10 protein-coding genes are annotated in these 13,811 nt (G+C 73.2%); 5 read left to right on the top strand and 5 right to left on the bottom strand.

All coding sequences use genetic code 11. The features are described 5' to 3' along the window. Positions 1 to 162: 162 nt before the first annotated feature. Complete coding sequence (locus ACIF80_RS34635) at positions 163 to 2,076, bottom strand: ABC transporter ATP-binding protein (protein ID WP_399812206.1); 1,914 nt, start codon at positions 2,074 to 2,076, stop codon at positions 163 to 165. A 72-nt stretch (positions 2,077 to 2,148) separates the two neighbouring features. Between ACIF80_RS34635 and ACIF80_RS34630 the strand changes: the two genes are divergently transcribed. From ACIF80_RS34630 to ACIF80_RS34620, 3 genes are all read left to right on the top strand, one after another. Beyond that, positions 2,149 to 3,168: a YbhN family protein gene (locus ACIF80_RS34630; protein ID WP_399812204.1), complete on the top strand. Its 1,020-nt coding sequence runs from the start codon at positions 2,149 to 2,151 to the stop codon at positions 3,166 to 3,168. 219 nt (positions 3,169 to 3,387) lie between these two features. Further along, positions 3,388 to 4,485, top strand: a complete 1,098-nt coding sequence (locus tag ACIF80_RS34625; protein ID WP_399812202.1) for a mechanosensitive ion channel family protein — start codon at positions 3,388 to 3,390, stop codon at positions 4,483 to 4,485. A 194-nt stretch (positions 4,486 to 4,679) separates the two neighbouring features. Continuing rightward, on the top strand, positions 4,680 to 6,899 hold the full coding sequence (locus tag ACIF80_RS34620) for an NADP-dependent isocitrate dehydrogenase (RefSeq protein WP_399812200.1): 2,220 nt from the start codon (positions 4,680 to 4,682) through the stop codon (positions 6,897 to 6,899). A gap of 150 nt (positions 6,900 to 7,049) precedes the next feature. Here ACIF80_RS34620 and ACIF80_RS34615 read toward each other — a convergent pair whose 3' ends face one another. Further along, a complete protein-coding gene (locus ACIF80_RS34615) occupies positions 7,050 to 7,391 on the bottom strand; it encodes a DUF5713 family protein (RefSeq protein ID WP_399812198.1) in 342 nt (113 codons plus the stop codon). A 97-nt stretch (positions 7,392 to 7,488) separates the two neighbouring features. On the opposite strand from ACIF80_RS34615, the gene ACIF80_RS34610 reads away from it, so the two are divergent. Continuing rightward, complete coding sequence (locus ACIF80_RS34610) at positions 7,489 to 8,313, top strand: N-formylglutamate amidohydrolase (RefSeq protein WP_399812196.1); 825 nt, start codon at positions 7,489 to 7,491, stop codon at positions 8,311 to 8,313. Between the two features lie 63 nt (positions 8,314 to 8,376). On the opposite strand, the gene ACIF80_RS34605 is transcribed toward ACIF80_RS34610, so the two are convergent. From ACIF80_RS34605 to ACIF80_RS34595, 3 genes are read right to left on the bottom strand one after another with little or no spacing between them, the layout of a single operon-like run. Further along, on the bottom strand, positions 8,377 to 8,853 hold the full coding sequence (locus ACIF80_RS34605) for a hypothetical protein (protein ID WP_399812221.1): 477 nt from the start codon (positions 8,851 to 8,853) through the stop codon (positions 8,377 to 8,379). A 35-nt stretch (positions 8,854 to 8,888) separates the two neighbouring features. After that, entirely contained in the window at positions 8,889 to 9,464 is a 576-nt protein-coding gene (locus tag ACIF80_RS34600; RefSeq protein ID WP_399812193.1) for an RNA polymerase sigma factor, read from the bottom strand. Positions 9,465 to 9,523: 59 nt separating this feature from the next. Beyond that, on the bottom strand, positions 9,524 to 10,954 hold the full coding sequence (locus ACIF80_RS34595; protein WP_399812191.1) for a S8/S53 family peptidase: 1,431 nt from the start codon (positions 10,952 to 10,954) through the stop codon (positions 9,524 to 9,526). 246 nt (positions 10,955 to 11,200) lie between these two features. Between ACIF80_RS34595 and ACIF80_RS34590 the strand changes: the two genes are divergently transcribed. Further along, entirely contained in the window at positions 11,201 to 13,792 is a 2,592-nt protein-coding gene (locus ACIF80_RS34590; protein ID WP_399812218.1) for a CHAT domain-containing protein, read from the top strand. The last annotated feature ends 19 nt before the right edge of the window (positions 13,793 to 13,811 follow it).

The following is a 13,811-nucleotide window of genomic DNA, read 5'->3' as shown; positions in this document are numbered from 1 at the left end:
GGCCCCCGGGGGGGCGGGGTGCCGGGCGCGGCGCGCGGGGGCCCGGTTGGGGGCGGCGGGGCGCGGAAGGCGCGGGGGGGGGGGCGGCGGCCGCCGCCGCGGCCCCGGGCCCGGGTCCGCGGCGGCGCTCTCGCGTGTCCCGTACGGGACGGCGGGCCTGTTCTACACCGCCGCCACCGCCGTATCCCGGTCGTCGTTCCGGTCGTCGTCCGCGGGCCGGCGGGCGAACTGGGTGCGGTGCAGTTCGGCGTAGCGGCCGCCGGCCGCCAGGAGCTCCTCGTGCGTGCCCCGTTCCACGATCCGGCCGGCCTCGACGACCAGGATCCGGTCCGCGGCCCGGACGGTGGACAGCCGGTGCGCGATGACGATGGCCGTCCTGCCCTCCAGGGCCTCCGTGAGTGCCTCCTGGACGGCCGCCTCGGAGGTGTTGTCCAGGTGGGCGGTGGCCTCGTCGAGGAGGACGACCCGCTGCCGGGCGAGGAGCAGCCGGGCGATGGTCATGCGCTGGCGCTCACCGCCGGAGAACCGGTAGCCGCGCTCCCCTACCACCGTGTCCAGGCCGTCGGGCAGGGAGCGTACGAGGTCGTCCAGGCGGGCGCGGCGCAGCGCGTCCCACAGCTCGGGCTCGCTCGCGGCGGGTGCGGCCAGCAGCAGGTTGGCACGGACGGTGTCGTGGAAGAGGTGGCCGTCCTGGGTGACCATGCCGAGGGTGTCGCGCAGCGACCCCGCGGTCAGGTCCCGGACGTCGACGCCGCCCACCCGCACCGCGCCCGAGTCGACGTCGTAGAGGCGCGGCAGCAGCTGCGCGATGGTCGACTTGCCGGCGCCGGAGGAGCCGACGAGGGCCACGGTCTGCCCGGGTTCGGCGCGGAAGGAGATGCCGTGCAGAACCTCGGTGCCGCCGTGCGTGTCCAGGGCGGCGACCTCCTCCAGGGAGGCGAGGGAGACCTTGTCGGCGGACGGGTAGCCGAAGCGGACGTCGTCGAACTCCACGGAGACCGGGCCCTCGGGGACGGCGCGGGCGTCCGGCTTCTCCTCGATGAGCGGCTTCAGGTCCAGCACCTCGAAGACCCGCTCGAAGCTGACCAGTGCGCTCATCACCTCCACCCGCGCCCCGGCGAGGGAGGTCAGCGGCGCGTACAGGCGGGTCAGCAGCAGGGCCAGGGACACGACCGCGCCGGGCTCCAGGGAACCGCGCAGGGCGAGGTGGCCGCCGATGCCGTAGACGAGGGCCAGGGCGAGGGCGGAGACGAGGGTGAGCGCGGTGATGAACACGGTCTGGGCGGTGGCCGTCCGTACGCCGATGTCCCGGACCCGGCGGGCGCGCACCGCGAACTCCTCCGACTCCTCCTGCGGGCGGCCGAAGAGTTTGACCAGGGTGGCGCCGGGTGCCGAGAAGCGCTCGGTCATCCGGGTGCCCATGGCCGCGTTCAGGGCGGCGGCCTCGCGCTGCATCCCGGCCATGCGGCGGCCCATGCGCCGGGCGGGGATCACGAACACCGGCAGCAGCACCAGGGCGAGCAGGGTGATCCGCCAGGACAGGGTGAGCATCACGGCCAGGGCGAGCACCAGCGTGACGACGTTGCCGACCACGGTGGACAGGGTGTTGCTGAAGGCCCGCTGGGCGCCGATCACGTCGTTGTTGAGACGGGAGACGAGCGCGCCCGTACGGGTGCGGGTGAAGAACGCGACCGGCATCCGCTGCACGTGGTCGAAGACGGCGGTCCGCAGATCGAGGATGAGTTCCTCGCCGAGGGAGGCCGACAGCCTCCGGCCGAGGATGCCGAGGGCCGCCTCCACCACCGCGATCAGCGCGATGAGCAGGGCCAGCCGGACGACCGTGGCCGAGTCGCCGTCGGAGACGATGGTGTCGACGACGCGTCCGGCCAGTACGGGGGTGGCGACGGCGAGCAGCGCGGTGGCGGCTCCGAGCAGGACGAAGAGGGTCATGCGGCGGCGGTGCGGGCGGGCGAAGCCCGCGATGCGGCGTAGCGTTTCCCGCGCGAAGGGGCGGCGTTCCTCCTCGGCGTTCATGACGCTGTGCAACTGGGTCCAGGCGGTGGTCTCCATGCTCATGCCGGAGAAGGTAGAACCTCAAGCATTGTCGAGGTCAAGGCTCGCCATCCGTTCGGGTCATGTGAGGTCCGTATGACGCTCCAGCAGTCGCTGCCCGGCCGTAAGCCGCCGTCCGGCCTGCCGCCACCCGCAGTTGGCGCGGGGCGGAAAGACTTCTCCGATGTGACGCGGACCCTCCGCAGGATCCTGTACGTACTTCCCCTGCTGCTCGTGACCGTGCTCGCGGTGCGGCAGCGATCGGTGCTCGCCGACGGCTTCGTCCATCTGGGCACCGCGCGGTGGCCCTGGCTGCTGGCCGCGGCCGGCGCGACCTGTCTGACCTGGGTGGCCGCCGCGTGCACCCGGCAGGGCGCGGTCCTCGAACGGCTCCCCGCGCGGCGACTGCTGGCCACGCAGTTCGCGGCGGGCGCGGCCAACCATCTGCTGCCGACGGGGCTGGGCGCGAGCGCGGTCAACCTGCGGTTCATGACGGTGTGCGGGCTGTCCCTGACCCGCTCCTCGGCCGCCCTCGCGCTGTACCTGCTGGCGGAGTCCGTCGGCCGGGTGGCCCTGCTGGGTGTGCTGCTCGTCGTGTTCCCGGACGTGCTGCGCCCCGGATCCCTGCTGCCCGAGGGCGCGTCGGGCCCCCTGCTGCTCGCGCTCGGCACGGTGCTGGTGGTCGCGGTGGCCGTGCTCGCGCTCGTACGGCGGGTGCGGACGGCCGTGGTCTCCTTCCTGCGGACGGCACTCGGCGAGGCCCGGTCGGTGCACACCCGGCCGTCGAGGGCACTGGCGCTGTGGGGCGGTGCCCTCGCGTTCCCGGCGCTGCAGGCGGCGGCGCTGATCCTGGTGGGGCGGGCGCTGGGGCTGTCGGTGCCGATCGCGCACATGGCGGTGGCGTATCTCGCGGCGACCGTCGCGGTCGCGCTGGTGCCCACGCCGGGCGGGCTCGGTTCGGTGGAGGCCGCCCTGGTCGTGGCGCTGGTCGCGGTGGGCGGGGCGGCCGCGGTGGCCACCGCGGTGGTGCTGGCGTTCCGGGTCGTCACGGTGTGGCTGCCGTTGCTGCCCGGCGCGCTGACACTGGGCGCGCTGGTGCGGCTGAAGGTGATCTGACCAGGGTGGCGGCAGGGCGCCTCCCGGCCACGGCGTGGTACGAACTGCCCTGCCGGATACGGCAGGATGAGCGATCGTGCCGGCCGCCGGCCGGCCGGTTCGGCACGGCACACCCTCCCGGGCCGCACCCTCCCGGGCACCCCCGAATGCGAACAGGTGACGAGACGTGACACGACATCACATACGCCCCACGGCACGGGCCCTCGCCGGAGGTGAGCGATGACGCGCGCGCTCACCATGAACGACGTGCTGTTCGCCGGTATCGCGATCGTCGCGGGCCTGGTCGCGGCGTTCCTGCTGCGCATGCTGCTGCGCTGGCTGGGCCGGCACGCGGACCGGACCCAGTGGCGCGGCGACGACGTCGCCGTGGACGCCCTGCGCATGATCGCGCCGTGGGCGGCCCTCGCGGGCGGCGCCGCGTCCGCGGCGGCCGCGCTGCCCCTGACCCGGACCGTGCAGCACAACGTCAACCAGGTGCTGACGGTGCTGGTCATCTTCGCGGCGACGCTGTCGGTGTCGCGGGTGGTGGCCGGCCTGGTGCAGTCGGTGACCCAGGCCCGGTCCGGCGTCGCCGGCTCGGCCACGATCTTCATGAACATCACCCGGATCCTGGTCCTGGCGATCGGCTTCCTGGTGGTGCTCCAGACCCTGGGCATCTCCATCGCCCCGATGCTCACCGCTCTCGGCGTCGGTGGCCTGGCGGTCGCGCTGGCACTCCAGGACACGCTCGCCAACCTGTTCGCGGGCATCCACATCCTCGCCTCCAAGACCGTCCAGCCCGGTGACTACATCCGGCTGAGCAGCGGCGAGGAGGGCTATGTCGAGGACATCAACTGGCGTCAGACGACGGTCCGCGAGCTCTCCAACAACCTGGTGGTCATCCCCAACGGGCAGCTCGCGAAGACGAACATGACCAACTTCATGCGCCCCGAGCAGGAGCTGACCATCCTGGTGCAGGCCGGGGTGTCGTACGACAGCGACCTGGAGCAGGTCGAGCGGGTCACCAAGGAGGTCGTCACCGAGGTGATGACGGAGATCACCGGCGCGCTCCCGGAGCACGAGCCGGCGGTGCGTTTCCACACCTTCGGCGACTCCCGCATCGGGTTCACCGTGATCCTGGGCGTCGGCGAGTTCAGCGACCAGTACCGGATCAAGCACGAGTTCATCAAGCGCCTGCACCGGCGCTACCGCGAGGAGGGCATCCGCATCCCGTCGCCCGCGCGGACGGTGGCGTTGCAGCAGGGCTCGGTGGTGTTCCCGCAGCAGCGCGGCACCGAGCCGGAGCCGGGCGACATGACGGCGTTCCGCCCGGTCTGACGTACGGCGGACGGACCGGGCCGCGGAGCCCGCCGCGGCCCGCGGCGGGCGGGCGGGACGGCCGCCGCCGGAGTCCGAAACCCATGGGGTCCGGCACGGTCGGCCCCCATGCGGTCCGGACCCCTGTCGAGCTCAGGACGCGTACGGGATATCTTGATGTCGAGCAATGTTGCAGACGTGGAGCGGAGCACCCGGTGACTGACTCGACCATCATCTATACGCACACTGACGAGGCCCCGGCCCTGGCGACGTATTCCTTCCTGCCGGTGGTCCGGGCGTACGCCTCCCAGGCCGGTGTCCCCGTGGAGACGCGTGACATCTCGCTGGCCGGACGCATCATCGCCGTGTTCCCGGAGTACCTCACCGAGGACCAGCGCATCCCGGACGCCCTCGCCGAGCTCGGTGAGCTGGCGAAGACCCCCGCGGCCAACATCATCAAGCTGCCGAACGTCTCGGCGTCGATCCCGCAGCTCAAGGCCGCGGTCGCCGAGCTCCAGGGCCAGGGCTACGCGCTGCCGGACTACCCGGACGACCCGAAGACCGACGAGGAGCGGGAGATCCGCGCCCGCTACGACAAGATCAAGGGTTCCGCCGTGAACCCGGTCCTGCGTGAGGGCAACTCCGACCGCCGCGCCCCCGCCTCGGTCAAGAACTACGCCAAGAACCACCCGCACCGCATGGGCGCCTGGAGCGGCGAGTCCAAGACCAATGTGGCGACGATGGGCGAGAACGACTTCCGCTCCACCGAGAAGTCCACGGTGATCGCCGAGGACGGCGCGCTGCGCATCGAGCTGGTCGGCGACGACGGCACCACCACGGTGCTGCGCGAGTCCGTACCCGTCCTGAAGGACGAGGTCGTCGACGCCTCCGTGATGCGGGTCGCCGCGCTGCGCGAGTTCCTCACCGCGCAGGTCGCCCGCGCCAAGCAGGAGGGCGTGCTGTTCTCCGTGCACCTGAAGGCCACGATGATGAAGGTCTCCGACCCGATCGTCTTCGGCCACGTGGTGCGCGCCTTCTTCCCGAAGACGTTCGCGCAGTACGGCGAGCAGCTCGCCGCGGCCGGGCTCAGCCCGAACGACGGCCTGGGCGGCATCTACAAGGGCCTCGAGGGCCTGCCCGGGGGCGCGGAGATCAAGGCGTCCTTCGACGCCGAGCTCGCCGAGGGCCCGGCGCTGGCGATGGTCGACTCCGACAAGGGCATCACCAACCTGCACGTCCCCTCGGACGTCATCGTGGACGCCTCCATGCCGGCCATGATCCGCACCTCCGGCCACATGTGGGGCCCCGACGGCGAGGAGGCCGACACCCTCGCGGTGCTGCCGGACTCCAGCTACTCCGGCGTCTACCAGGCCGTGATCGAGGACTGCCGTGCCAACGGCGCCTTCGACCCGTCCACGATGGGCTCGGTCCCGAACGTCGGCCTGATGGCGCAGAAGGCCGAGGAGTACGGCAGCCACGACAAGACCTTCGAGATCCCGGTCACCGGCACCGTCCGCCTGGTCGACCGGGCCGGCAACGCCGTCCTGGAGCAGGCCGTCTCCGCCGGTGACATCTTCCGTGCCTGCCAGACCAAGGACGCGCCGATCCGCGACTGGGTCAAGCTGGCCGTCACCCGCGCCCGCGCCACCGGCTCCCCGGCCGTGTTCTGGCTGGACGAGACCCGCGCCCACGACGCCAACCTGATCGCCAAGGTCGAGCAGTACCTGGCCGAGCACGACACCGAGGGCCTGGACATCCGCGTCCTGAACCCGGTCGAGGCCACCAAGCTGTCGGTGGAGCGCATCCGCCGCGGCGAGGACACCATCTCGGTCACCGGCAACGTGCTGCGCGACTACCTGACCGACCTGTTCCCGATCCTGGAGCTGGGCACCAGCGCCAAGATGCTGTCGGTCGTCCCGCTGATGGCGGGCGGCGGCCTGTTCGAGACGGGTGCGGGCGGTTCCGCGCCCAAGCACGTGCAGCAGCTGGTCAAGGAGAACTACCTGCGCTGGGACTCCCTGGGCGAGTTCTTCGCCCTGGTGCCCTCCCTGGAGCAGTTCGCGGAAACCACGGGCAACGCCCGCGCCAAGGTCCTCGCCGACGCACTCGACCGCGCCACGGCGACCTTCCTCAACGAGGACAAGTCCCCGAGCCGTCGCCTCGGCGGCATCGACAACCGCGGCAGCCACTTCTACCTGTCCCTGTACTGGGCGCAGGAGCTGGCCGGGCAGAGCGAGGACGCGGACCTGGCGAAGGCCTTCGCCCCGCTGGCCGAGACGCTCGCCGCGAACGAGCAGAAGATCGTCGACGAGCTGATCGCCGTGCAGGGCGAGCCGGCCGAGATCGGCGGCTACTACCAGCCCGACCCGGCCAAGGCGGCCGCGGTCATGCGTCCGTCCACCACGTGGAACGAGGCGCTGGCGTCCCTGAGCTGACGCCACCGGGCAGCCCTTGAGGCCAACCCTCGGGGGCTTCCCGTTCCGCCCCGGCCGGCAGTACGCCCGGCCGGGGCGGAGCCGTGTCCGGGCGTGCTCGCCCCCGACACGGCTCCGGCTCCGGCTCCGGCTCCGGCTCCGGCTCCGGGGTCACCATTCGCGTGGGGCGATCAGCTCCTCCACGTCGGCGTCCGTGAACCCGTAGGCCTGGGCGACGAACCAGAAGTCCTCGGCTATCGCCTCGCGGCCCACCGTCTCGATCATGCTGCCCGCCTCCTCGAACGCGGCCTCCAGATCGTTGAACTCCTCGGTCGCGGCATGGGTGAGGACATGGAGAGCGGGCAGGCCGGCGGGACGGTCCGCCTCGATCCGCGCGCACAGGGCGAGCAGGACGGCGCGGCCGCGGTCGACGACGTGGTCGGGGTAGTAACCGTCCTGGTACAGGGACCGGAGGAACGGGTGGGCGGTGATCCGGTCGTTGGCGAGCGGCATGGGCGGTCCTCGGTCTCGGTGCGCAGGCAGCGTTGTCAGTGGCGTGTGGCACCTTGATCCTGTCGCGCACCACTGACAACGCACTTGGAGCAGTCGTATGACCGATGTCCCGCCGGTACCGCAGGTCCCGCACGCCCCGCAGTCCTTCAGTCTTCTTCCCGGGGCCGGGGACTCCCCCGTGATTCTTCATGTGCCGCACTCCTCACGGGAGATACCGGCCGAGGTGCGGTCCGGGATCGTGCTGGGCGACGCGGAGCTGGAGCGGGAGCTGGACCACATCACCGACGCGCACACCGCCGCGATCGCCGAGGCTGCCGCCGAGGCGGCCGGGATCACTCCGTGGCGGTTCGTGAACGGGCTGTCCCGGCTGGTGATCGACCCCGAGCGCTTCCCGGACGAGCGGGAGGAGATGCTGGCGTCCGGGATGGGCGCGGTCTACACCCGGACCACGCACAAGGAGGCGCTGCGGCCCGACGGGTTCGACCACGGGCCGCTGATCGAGCGGTACTTCCGTCCGTACGCGCAGGCCATGACCCGGGCGGTGGCGGACCGTCTGGCGGCCACCGGGCGGGCCGTGATCATCGACGTCCACTCCTACCCCACCGCGCCCCTGCCCTACGAACTCCACGGCGCGGGCCCGCGCCCGCCGGTCTGCCTGGGCACCGACGCGTTCCACACACCGCCCGGTCTGCTCGAGGCGGCCCGCGAGGCGTTCGCGCCCTGCGGGGAGACGGGACTGGACAGCCCGTTCGCCGGGACGTACGTGCCGCTGGAGTTCTACGGGAAGCGGGCGGAGGTGACGGCGCTGATGGTGGAGATCCGCAGGGACACGTACATGACCGAGCCGGGCGGTCCCGCGGGCCCGGGCCTGCGGGACCTCGCCTCGGCTCTCCGGACCCTGGTGGAGGCCGTGTCGCGCTGACCGGGTGCTCTTTCCCGTCACCCGGGCGTGGCGCGTCGCGCCACGCCCGGCCCGGGGCACGGGTCAGGTCCGCAGCCACTCCGTCTCGACCACGTCCCCGCCGGTCCGCAGGCGCAGGGCGAACGGGCCGGAGGGCGGGGTGGCACCGGTGAAACGGCCCATGTCGTCGGCGGTGAGGGAGGAGCCCGGCCGAGGTCCGCCCAGCACCTCGATCCGGGCCGGCTGGGGCGGCATCAGCTGCCCCATGAGGCCGTGCGCGGTCACCTCGACGTCCACGGTCACCTCGCCCGCGCTGAAGGTGAGCATCCGCGGCGGGTCCTCGGTCCCTCTGACCGGGATGGCGTCGACCAGCGAGTCGAAGGTCAGCTCGGCCACCTTGGCGTCCAGGTCGTGCAGGGCGTAGGCGTCCACGGCGATCTGCAGCAGCGCCGGCGGCAATGGGTCCAGGACTGCGGCGGCCTGCCGGAGTTCCTCCTCCAGCAGGTCGGCGTCGAGGCCGGCCTGCTCGTCGAACGCGCCGTCGTCGAGGCCGTCGTCCATTCCCTCGCGCGTACGGTCCGTACCGTCCATGCCGTTCACATCGCCCCCCGTTCCTCGAGCCGGGCCCGCAGCCGGCGCAGACAGCGCTGGCGCAGGGGCCCGATACTGCCCACCGCGATACCGAGCGCGGCGGACACCTCCTGATAGCTCGGCGGCGGCGAGGCGATCAGCACGCGCAGCAACTGCCTGCACCGGTCGCCGAGTTCCTCGAACTCCTGCCACATCCGCCGTACCCGTTCGCTCTGGGCGGCGGCTTCCTCCGCCTCCAGCAGCGACTGCTCCGGTGTGTCTTCCTCGCTGACCCGGTCCAGGAGCTGCGGGTCGTCCGTCAGGGTCAGCCGGCGCGCGTTCCTGAGCACCTTCAGGCACTCGTGCCGCGCCGTACTGGCCAGCCAGGCGCCCGTCTTCTCCGGTTCCCGGATCCGCCCCAGGTTCTGGGCGAAGCGGAACCACACCGTCTGGCAGACCTCGTGCGCGTCCGCCTCGGAGAGCCGGTAGGAGCGCACCACGGACCACACCAGGGGGCCCAGACCCTCCACGATCGACTTCCAGGCCGCCGCGTCACCGCCGGCGGCGGACTGGACCAACGCGCCGACATCAGTACGCTCCACGGTCCCACCCCTCGTGTACGGCAAGTCATCGTACGCCGCGGAGGGAACGGTTCCGGACCTCATGCCCGGGCGGAGGGGAGCGTGACCGGCGTGGGACGCCAGGTGGCCGGAATGAGCGCCGGTACGTTCGCCCCGCGCACCTCGGCGACCTCGCTGTTCGCGTCCATCAGCTGCTGCCGGGCCGCGCGCGGGTCGGTCTCGGCCCGCGCGGTCATGTGGGCGGCGATCATGCCGACGGCGACAGGCGTGGCGAACGAGGTGCCGCTCCACTGGGCGAGGCCCTCGAACATCACCTGGTCCGGCTTGCCGGAGCCGCCCTCCTCGCTCAGGACGCCGGTGTGCCGGGGGTGCCGGCAGGTGCAGGCGTAGCCGAAGCCGTAGCGGCAGGCGTCGTAGGTGGAGTGCTGGTACACGTACGGCACGGGGGTGTCGAAGCCGGTGAGCGCGCTGGTGAGGCGCTCGCCGGGAGCGTAGGCCTTCACCCAGGCGCCGTGGTTGCTGAAGCAGGCGCCGAACTCGCCGTCGCCGCGCAGGGCGCCGATCGACAGGACGGCGTTCTCGAAGCCGGGGAGGTCGGCGTAGGCGGCGGGCCAGAACGGGGAGGCGCTGGAGTTGTTGCCGGCGCATGCGACGAGCAGGGTGCGCTGCTGCCGGAGTTCCTGCATGAAGGCGTCGACGCCGAGCAGTCCGTCGGTGCGGCCGTTGGAGGTGCCGGCGGAGAGGCTGAGGATGTCGGGCCAGCCGTCCTGGTCGACGGCTTCGAACAGCTTCTCGCCGAACTCGGACTCCAGGATGGCACCGGCGTCGTTCAGGGTGCCGCGGACGGTGATGTCGGTGTTGGGGGCGACGGCCGCGACGAGCCCCGCGATGAACGTGCCGTGGCCGCAGTACTGCTTCAGGATGCCGTCGTCCCCGCACTCCTCGACCTGGGCGTCGCCCCGGGTGTGGGCGAGGAGCGGGTAGGAGCGGTAGTCGTTCATGAGGCCGGTGTCGATGACGAGTACCCCGACGGCGCCGTCCGGGGTGTGGGCGCCGTCGGCGAGGGCCGGGTTGGGCTGCGCGCCGGCCTCCACGGGCACGGGCTCGTCGCCGGGGCAGGCGTTGACCGCGATCGACACCACGTGGTTGCGGCTGACCAGCCGGCGGCCGGTGCGGCCCTCCGGCGCCCGCAGGGCGCGCAGGGCGCCCGCGACGGCGGGGTCGCCGCTGCCGTCACCCTGCCCGGGGTCGGCGACCTGGATGCGGGTGATGCCCGAGCGGTTGGTCTCCGGGCTCGTCCGGCGCACGTGATCGGCGGTCAGGCCCGCGAACGTGGTGAAGTGCTGCCGCACGGTGTCCTCGACGAGGCGCGCCTCCTCGCCGTCGCGGGCGAGCACGACGCCCTTCTCGTAGAGGAACTCCCCCGCGTCGTCCGGGCCGACCGCCAGGGGGACGTCGGGCATGGAGCGCTGGATCTGGTCGTACTGCTCACGGAATCGCTGTGGTGCCATGGCGTGTCCTCCACCGGGGCGATGGCGGCCGGGGCCGCGGAAGCTGTCGTAGAGCGGTGATGTCGTAGGACGGTGCTGGTGTCGGGTGGTGCCGGTGTCCGGCCGGGCCGTCGGCGAAAGGCGCGTCGTGAATCAGAGTCGTGGGGCGGCCGTTTGATACAACATCGCACCTGTGAGGCACGGTTGCGGAGCACTACCATCCATGAGGTGACAGCGGGAAGCGAATCGGTGCTGGAATTGCTGCCGATGGTGTTCGCCGACCCGGGCCAAGCCCTGGCGAAGGCGGAAAAGGTGCTGGGCGACCGTCCCTCGCCGCTGCACGCGTCCGTCGCCCACCAGGTGATCGGCATCTGGCAGCGGGACTTCGGCGACATGCGGCTGGCCCTGACCCATCTGCGGCGGGCCCGGGACTGGGCGGCGCGCGCGGACTCGGCCGAGCGGGAGGCGGACGTCCTGGGCACCCTCGGGGTGGCGTTGGTGCACGCGGGGCGCACCCGGCAGGGCCTGGACGCCCTGGGGCGTGGCGTCGAGCGCGGTACCGGGCACACCCGCGCGCGGGTGCTGTTCCGGCGTGCCTACTCGTGGTGGGTGCTGGGGCATCACAAGGAGGCGCTGGAGGACGTGCGGCGGGCCATCACCGTGCTGCGGCAGGCGGACGACGTGATCTGGACGGCGCGCGCCCTGACCCTGCGCGCGACGGTGCATCTGGCGCTGGGTGCGGTGAAGCAGGCGAACGCCGACTTCACCGCGGCGGAGGCGCTGTGGGACACCACGGGCCAGGAGCACGACAAGGCGGACGCCGTGGAGAGCCGGGGTCTTGCCGCGTTCCGCTCCGGTGACGTCCCGGTGGCGCTCAGGCTGCTCGACGAGGCGGAGGAGCGCTACGCCAAGCTCGGCACGCCGACGTTCATGCTCGACATCCGGCGCTGCGAGGTGCTGATGGCGGCGGGACTGCCGTCCGAGGCGCTGGCGGGGGCGGACGCGGCGGTCAAGACGCTCGACGGGATCGGCGGCCAGTCCACCCGCAAGGCGGAGCTGCTGCTGGCCGCCGCGCGGGCCGCCCGGCTGGCGGACGACCCGCAGACGGCGATCGCCCGCGCGGCGCTCGCCGTACGGCTGTTCGCGGGGCAGCGGCGCACCTGGTGGGAGACGCACGCGCGGCTGGTGCTGATCGAGGCGCGGCACGCGGCCGGGCGCGGTTCGGGGCGGCTGGTCGCGGAGGCGGCGGCGGTGGCCGACCGGCTGGCCGCGCTGGGCGCGCCGGCCGCGCCGGAGGCCTCGCTGCTCGCGGGCCGGATCGCGCTGGACCTCGGCTGGACGGCGGACGCCGAGCGGCATCTCGCGGTCGCCGCCCGCAGCAGACGCAGCGGGCCTCCGCTCGCGCGGCTGACGGGCTGGGCCGCGCAGGCGCTGCGGGCGCAGGCGGCCGGGTCCGCTCGGGGTGTCCTGGAGGCCTGCCGTCGAGGGCTCGACGTGCTCGACGACCACCGGATGACGCTGGGCGCGTCGGAGCTGCGGGCGCGTGCCACCGCGCAGGGCGCGGAGCTGGCCGCCCTGGCCCAGCGGGCGAGCCTGGTCTCGGGCGGGCCGCGGCGGCTGCTGGTGTGGAGCGAACGCTGGCGGGCCACCGCGCTGTCCACGCCGCCCACCCGGCCGCCTGCCGACCCGGCGCTGCTCCGCGGCATGACCGCCTACCGGGAGATCGCCGCCCGCGCGGAGGAGGCCCGGATGGACGGCAGGGCCGTGCCGGCGCTGGAGCGGGAACAGCGGCGTCTGGAACGGGAGATCCGCTCCCGCACCCTGCACATGCGTGGCACGGCGGCCGACGGCCGGGGCCGGTTCGACGTCGGGGGCCGGTTCGACGTGGGCAGGCTGCTGCGGCGGCTGAGCGACAGCGGTGACGTCCAACTGGTGGAACTCGCCGTGCTCGACGGGCGGGTGCAGGTGCTGCTGTGCGGGCAGGGGCGGGTACGGCGGTTCGAGGCGGGTCTCCTGGCCGCGGCGGAGACCGAGGCCGAGCATGTGCAGGCCGGGCTGCGGCGCCTCGCCCATCCGGGGGCCCAGGCGCGGCTGCCGGTGGTGGAGGCCGCGGGCCGGCGTCTGGAGGAGCTGTTGCTGGGTCCGGCGGCGGCGCATCTGGGCACCGGCCCGCTGGTGGTCGTACCGCCGGGGCGGCTGCACCGGGTGCCGTGGGCGCTGCTGCCGTCGCTGCGGGACCGGGTGCTCAGTGTGTCGCCGTCGGCGAGCGGCTGGCTGCGCGCGCGGGAGACCGCGCCGCCGTCCGGGGGCCGCCAGGTGCTGGTGCGCGGCCCCGGGCTGGCGACGGGCGGTGCGGAGGTGCCGGAGCTCGCCGGCCGGTACGGCGGGGCGAGGGTCCTGGAGGAGGACGGGGCGAGGGTGGAGCGGGTGCTGGAGGAACTGGACGGGGCCGAGCTGGCGCACATCGCCGCGCACGGCGAGTTCCGCGCGGACGGTCCGCTGTTCTCCTCGCTGCGGATGGCCGACGGGCCGCTGATCGTGCACGACTTCGAGCGGCTCGACCGCAGCCCGTACCGGATCATCCTGTCCTGCTGCGACACCGCGCGGTTCGCCAGTGTGGGCGCCGACGAACTCCTGGGCCTGGTCACGGCGTTGCTGCCGCTCGGCACGGCGGGTGTGGTGGCGTGCAGCGCGCCCGTGAACGACGCGGCGGTGGTGCCGCTGATGCTCGCGCTGCACAAGGGGCTCGACGCGGGGCTGTCCCTGGCGGAGGCCCTGCGTGACGCGCGGGCCTCGCTGCCGGACGACGCGATGCACCGGGCCACCGGGTGGGCGTTCTCGGCGTTCGGCGCGGCCTGAGCCGAGCGGACGGCCCCCG

The organism is Streptomyces sp. NPDC085927 (assembly GCF_044540975.1).
Classification (GTDB): domain Bacteria; phylum Actinomycetota; class Actinomycetes; order Streptomycetales; family Streptomycetaceae; genus Streptomyces; species Streptomyces hirsutus.
Note: the sequence above shows the minus strand (reverse complement) of the source record. Positions and strands in the feature narration are given on the sequence as shown.